Origin of the sequence: Gluconobacter sp., assembly GCF_047723935.1 — a bacterium.
Lineage (GTDB): Bacteria > Pseudomonadota > Alphaproteobacteria > Acetobacterales > Acetobacteraceae > Gluconobacter.
Genome location: NZ_JBDOBO010000115.1, coordinates 1 through 5,679 on the forward strand (window position 1 = coordinate 1; position 5,679 = coordinate 5,679).

A 5,679-nucleotide genomic window follows, 5' to 3' on the forward strand; every position below is an offset into this window, starting at 1 on the left:
TAGAGCGCATTCATCGTGCCGGTCAGGCCGATATGGAGATGATTGATCTCACCCTCTGAAAGGGTGACAATCTTTACCCCTGCAAAGCTCATGCGTTTGAACAGACCGGCAATATCTTCCTGATCGCGGGACAGGCGGTCCATGGCTTCTGTCAGGAGGATCTGGAAGCGACCAGCATTGGCATCCGAAATGAGCTCCTGGATCCCAGGCCGGATCAAGGACGCTCCCGAAATTGCCCGGTCGCTGTAACTGTCAACGATCGTCCAGCCCTGTGTGTCAGCATAACCGCGACAGGCCCGCAGTTGATCCTCAATGGACGCATCCCGCTGGTTGTCCGAGGAATAACGCGCATAAAGAGCAACTTTCATGGCGGCAGCTTTCTGTCAGGTGGCGGTGGGAAAACGTCCAAATCAGGGCTGATCTGACCCTCATACCATTCTCGGGCTGCTTGGCGTGCGAGAATTTTAGCGAGCGTACGAAGCAGATGGTCAGAAATCCCGGCAGGCTCCCGATGGGATCGATCCATATCCCGAGATTTTTTTTCATGCATAATCAGGAGCTCTCTGTCGGAAAAGATGAGCGGCAGATTCCGACAGAACGTAATGACTCCGACCGATATGCAGGCTTGTGATCAGATTGTCCGAGACGCAGCGTCTCAATGTCGATCGCGACGTTTCAAAAAATTTTGCCGCGTATTCGATCTTTATTAGGGCAGGGATGCAATAATAATTTTGCAGGACTGTTTCCATATCCCCGGCAAGCGTACCGCGCGTCTTGTCAGCTGCCATCTTTGTTTGGAGATATCGTCGGCATGCGCTCGCGGGTATCAATACCCGATCCCGCCGCCCTTCCTTGCGATGCATGACTTCGTCAGGTTGGATCAAGGGGAGTATGCGTCGGCTCGATATTCCGATGACGCTGCTACAGTCAGACGCCAAAATCAGGTCAGGGAAAGTTTGAGCGGAAGAATACTGACACGTCATTGTTTTTCTCCAGGCGACTTATGTTCGGCCTGAAGAGAAGCAAGTGGGATCCGTCTGCTGGAGTCCGGATTTTCCCGGACACTATTTTTCAGATTTTTTGTTGGGATCCTGATACGCCAGCGCAGCCGCTAAAACATTTTCCGGTAACGGTGGCAGCCGAAGTGGAATCTTGGCACTCAGAAAGCGTCTGTCATGATCGTCGGACACGGAAGCAGCGCCGTCTGTTTCGGGATTCGGGCCCTGGTTATCCGCAGAGCATTCACGGCCTGGCAGAGTCTCGAGATCGTCTGGCTCTGAAGGCTGTGGAATATACTCCGGAATATGGAAAGGCTGGTTCTTGTCATACTCGTAGCTGTCAATTTCAGACTTGTACGGAGAACTCGGATCTTTCACATGATAGTTCTTATTAGAGAAGGGATCGTGAAAAACAGAGATCGAATTATCTCTGAAGCGCATTCCAGTATCGTTGGACAGCGCGGAGGACTGAAAATCGCCGTTCAGCGAAATGAGAGCTTCCCTCGTGAGAAGGGGGGACGTCTTTTTCGAACAGATTATGGGCGGTTGACTGGTCAAGATCTGTTCTAGGGCCAGGGTATGCCCGATCGTCGCATAGGTCATGTCCTCGTCTTCCGGATCCTCAAGAAGGGTATAACCACCCCGCATTAGAGAAGGAGCCCCGCTTTCAGGTGGGATGACAGAAGGCCATTGCCCGGTATTTGGGCGTGCTGGTTCGGTCCGGTGGCAGGCGAGAAGATGCATGGCACCTAACACGGGAGCGAGTGGTTCATAATATTTTTTCAGATCCATGAACACAGTTCTACTCCAAGATCCCTTCCCCCCCTGCGGCGTTTTTTTGGGGGGTGCTCCGCTCGGGGGATATGTTACGGTGATGAACTCCTCCAAATCATTATGAATTTGAACCGACGTTTGGTCCATCAGGTAGTGGGAAAGACTGCGTCTGCTTCCGGGTTCGATAGCTTCAGAAAAGAGATGCGCCAGAAGGTTCCAGGACACATCGATCGTATCACCGTGGTGGACGATCAGGCGGGCTGCAACATGGACGGCCTGGCCGATGATATAAACTCCGGCAAGAAGCAGGGTTCGGCGCCGTTCTTCATAGTCGATAAAGGTCATTTCCCGCGGCGTCAGGCGTGCCGGTCGCAGGCGACGGGGCTTCAATCCCCGGTGAAGGGCGGCGAAATCAAAAGGATCTGATGCTCCAATGCGACCTGTCATATCCTGAAGCCGGGACATGCGCTCATTCAGAAAATTCAACCGTGCCTGCTGTGACGCAGATTGGGATCGTCCTGGTCCGACGGCCTGCGCCAGTTGTGCATGCAGATATTGCAGGCGAAGATAGGTCGTGACTGTCGTCTGGCGATACCGCCTTGCACGGTCCGCTCGGATGAGCATCGTCTCCTCTTCTGCATCCGGTTCATAGTCAAGGGGTCTCTCTGCCCCGAAAGTCCTGGTCCAGTAGGGTCTGCAATGACGATAATGTTCTGCCGTGAACAGCACTGCCTGAAGACGGAGATTGAGATCACGGACAGTCATGCCGCTACGAAGGTTGATGTGCCAGTCCTGCCAGGGGTTCCCCAGGGAGGCCCGGCTCTTGTTCGCGGACTTAGAGATCGTATCCTGAGTGTCTTTGGCGGTCATGGCGGGAAGCTTTCGATTTTCCAGAATGATGCCGTTCAGATGTGACGGTCAGAGTCCTGTCGGACGAAATGCCCGGTGACTGCTGCTCATCAGGGCGGGCCAGGAGCAGAAAACGATCGCAGACAGCCAGAACCGTTTCAAGATCAAATGCCGAGAGCGCGGAAACGAGGGCGTGGTGGGATATGGAAACTCTGCTGTCTGGTTGTCTGGCGGAGGCGTGAAACGCAATTTCCATATCGTTCAGGTCGTCTATCAGGTGATCGGTTAAAGAAGACGGCTGGCCGTGAGGCGTGAGGACAAGATCCTGATAACGATCTGTAGACCCGTTGCTGGAATACGCCTCTGGTAAAGTGAGCTGAAAGAGACGTGTGACTTCGCGCGTCGCAGTCTTTAATCCCACGGGTTTGCCGCGTCGGGCGTCCCCTTTGCGCCAGAGCGCGTGTTTGTAGAGGTCGAAGGCATCGGTCATGCCAATCGAGCGGCGGTCGTTCGAACCGGAAAGACCGATCAGGGCGAAATAATCCGGGGTTCCCCAGTCCGGCATTTCCTCATCCGTCAGGGGCCGTTCGATCCGTCGCCAGCCCCGCGTTTCCTGACGACGAAGCCGCTCTTCCGCTCTCTTGCGCGCTAAGCGGCGTACGCGGCGGCGTCTGAAGGCGGGCAGAGTGTCCGCGAGCGGCGCCAGAGCGTCAGAAATCGTTTTTTTGAGATGCGTGGCCATATCTGTCACGCCGGTTGAAAGGCTCGTTGCATGCCCGGTCTGTGCAGACAGGGAGGAAGAGACAGCTTCAGCCAGAAGGTCATGGATTTTCTGGTGACGATGGCGAGCAAGGGCAGGGGCAAGACTGGGTGAGGAACCTGTCCGTTGTCGGGTCCGTTCAATCGTCAGGCAGGCGTGCTGAAGTGTTGCATACGCACTGTTGCGTCCTGCCCGGGCTTTGTCCAGAAGTGCCAGAGCGCCCTCGCGTTGATCCGGACGCGCCATGTTCCGCCCCATATTGTCGAGAATATCCCGGGAACGAATGGGACGGATATCTCCCAATGCGCGGCGTCCTGCGACCTGACGACGTTCCGCTGCCTCGGATGTCACAAGCCACGTACGTTCCCGATGTCGGGAACCCTGGGTGTAGGCTCGATGGGCATTGATGGCCTGCGAACCACGCGGCATGGCCTCGATATGTTCTGTCGAGGTCACGCCCTGTGTGGCATCAATCGATAGCACATCCCCGTAACCAAGCCGGATCTGGCCGCTTTGGGGATGCTGGAGCGTTGTCCAGGCAACGAAACCTTCACGGCCAGTCCGGTTGCGAAGGGTCAGTCCTGTCTGGTCAGCATCAAGGACTTCGAGCACGGATCCATTGTTTCCGATGATTCCCCGAGTGGCGGTTGGGTATCTGGCATTTGTGCGCGCATAAAGTCTGACGTGATCGCCACGTGCGACTGTCATGGGATAAGTGGTGCCATGCTGGTCGATGGCATCAATCTGGACCAGATCTTCTCCAAGAAGACCGATCTGTCGGCGTCTGATGCGGATTTCACGGGCAATCTCACGGGCATCTGCATTGGTCGGAGCGGATACTGTCAGAGAAAAACCTGGCGCGGTGTATCCTGCGTGATGACGCTCGAGCCAAAGATCGGCAATACGCGTAACAACGTCCGAATAGTCGCCGGATGCCAGGATAAGCGTGCCATCTTCACGTTTGCGGTCAAGCGCTTCACGACTTTGACCATCCCGGAGCATGAGAGCCGTGGCGCGTTCGCGTTCAGAAGTCTGTCTGACACTGGAAACCAGTTCCGGGATAGCGTCTGGTCCAAGCGCTCTGCGCAGAAGGTCGACGACGGGTCCGGCTTCCACCGCCTGGCACTGCTGGGGATCGCCGATCAAAACAAGCCGACACCCGCTATCCGCCTGGGCCTGAACAAGTTCGAGAAGCTGGGTGGTGCTCAGAAGGCTGAGTTCATCAAGAATGACTAAACTGTTTGCGTCGAGCGAGATCTTGCCGGTTTTGATGCCGTGCAGGAGCGGGTGGCAGGCTTTGATCTGATTTTCAGGAATGCCGGCATCTGCAAGATCAGTCGCCTGGCGCCAGGCTATCGCAGTGCCCCAGACTGTCCGTCCAGCTCTTTTCCAGGCCTGTACCAGCGGTGCCAGAAGAGTGGTTTTCCCCGAGCCAGCCACACCCACGAGAACGGAAAGACGTCCGCATGTGGCCAGGGCCGTCATGGCGCGACGTTGGGCCTGTCCGTGGGAAGAGGAGAAGTCCAGACCGGTCGCGAGAATGGCTGCGTCAATTTCTGGCTCAGTTATTGCACCATCCCGATCGTTGGCGGCCTTCCGTGCCAGTTCAATCACCGCCTGCTCACGGGTGACATGCAGTCCCGTAGTAAATTTGAAATTGCGGTCGCCACGCCGGTTGTAATGCTCAACGCAGATGAGCCTTGTTTCCTCGCCGTCCAGCAACAGGGGCCGGGTCTGCATTGTTCGGATGATGATATCGATGTCTTCAGGAGCATGGACGCCGCAGGCGATCAGGGCCTGCGCGGCGCAATGTCGCGCTGTGGCTTCATCAAGGACAGCGCTCTCTCTAAATCGTTCCGCAACCAGCTCGGCAGCCAGATGATGGGCGTGGTCAAGCCGTTGGTCAGTGTGGGTCAATGGGGTTATCGGGCGATTGCCCACAAAATCGGGAATAGTCCACCCAAGATCTGCCGCAGTCTGCCTCCAGAATGCAAAATCGGCCATATCATCCGATTTGGGCTGTCTTTTGTCTCCCTGAGTACCAGATTTGAGCAGACTGATACGCTGTGAAGATGTCAGGCTGTCCCATTCCAGACCCTGGGATGTCGCAAAGTGTCGCGCCGCATCGCGGCCTCCCTGAGTTCGCTTCGAGAAAGCATCGCGCACGGCGTCCGGCACATCCGGAAGGCGCGCGGCTCCCGTCTTTGGATCGAACGCGACTTTGACGCCCAGCTTGCGTAAATTCTGGGCAAGATACGCTTGATAGAGAGCTCCGAGTTCCTTGATCCGTCCACCAAG

At 56.0% G+C, this 5,679-nt stretch carries 3 protein-coding genes; all 3 read right to left on the reverse strand.

Annotation, left to right across the window (positions count from 1 at the left end):
• A partial coding sequence (locus ABF979_RS16160; protein WP_415560717.1) for a recombinase family protein occupies positions 1–368 on the reverse strand: 368 nt, incomplete at its 3' end.
• 696 nt (positions 369–1,064) lie between these two features.
• The gene (locus tag ABF979_RS16165) at positions 1,065–2,642 is read right to left on the reverse strand and encodes a hypothetical protein (protein WP_415560718.1); all 1,578 of its coding nucleotides are present in this window, start codon (positions 2,640–2,642) and stop codon (positions 1,065–1,067) included.
• Positions 2,608–5,679, reverse strand: a 3,072-nt coding sequence (locus ABF979_RS16170) for an AAA family ATPase (RefSeq protein WP_415560719.1), incomplete at its 5' end; no start/stop codon positions are given. The genes ABF979_RS16165 and ABF979_RS16170, both read right to left, overlap by 35 nt.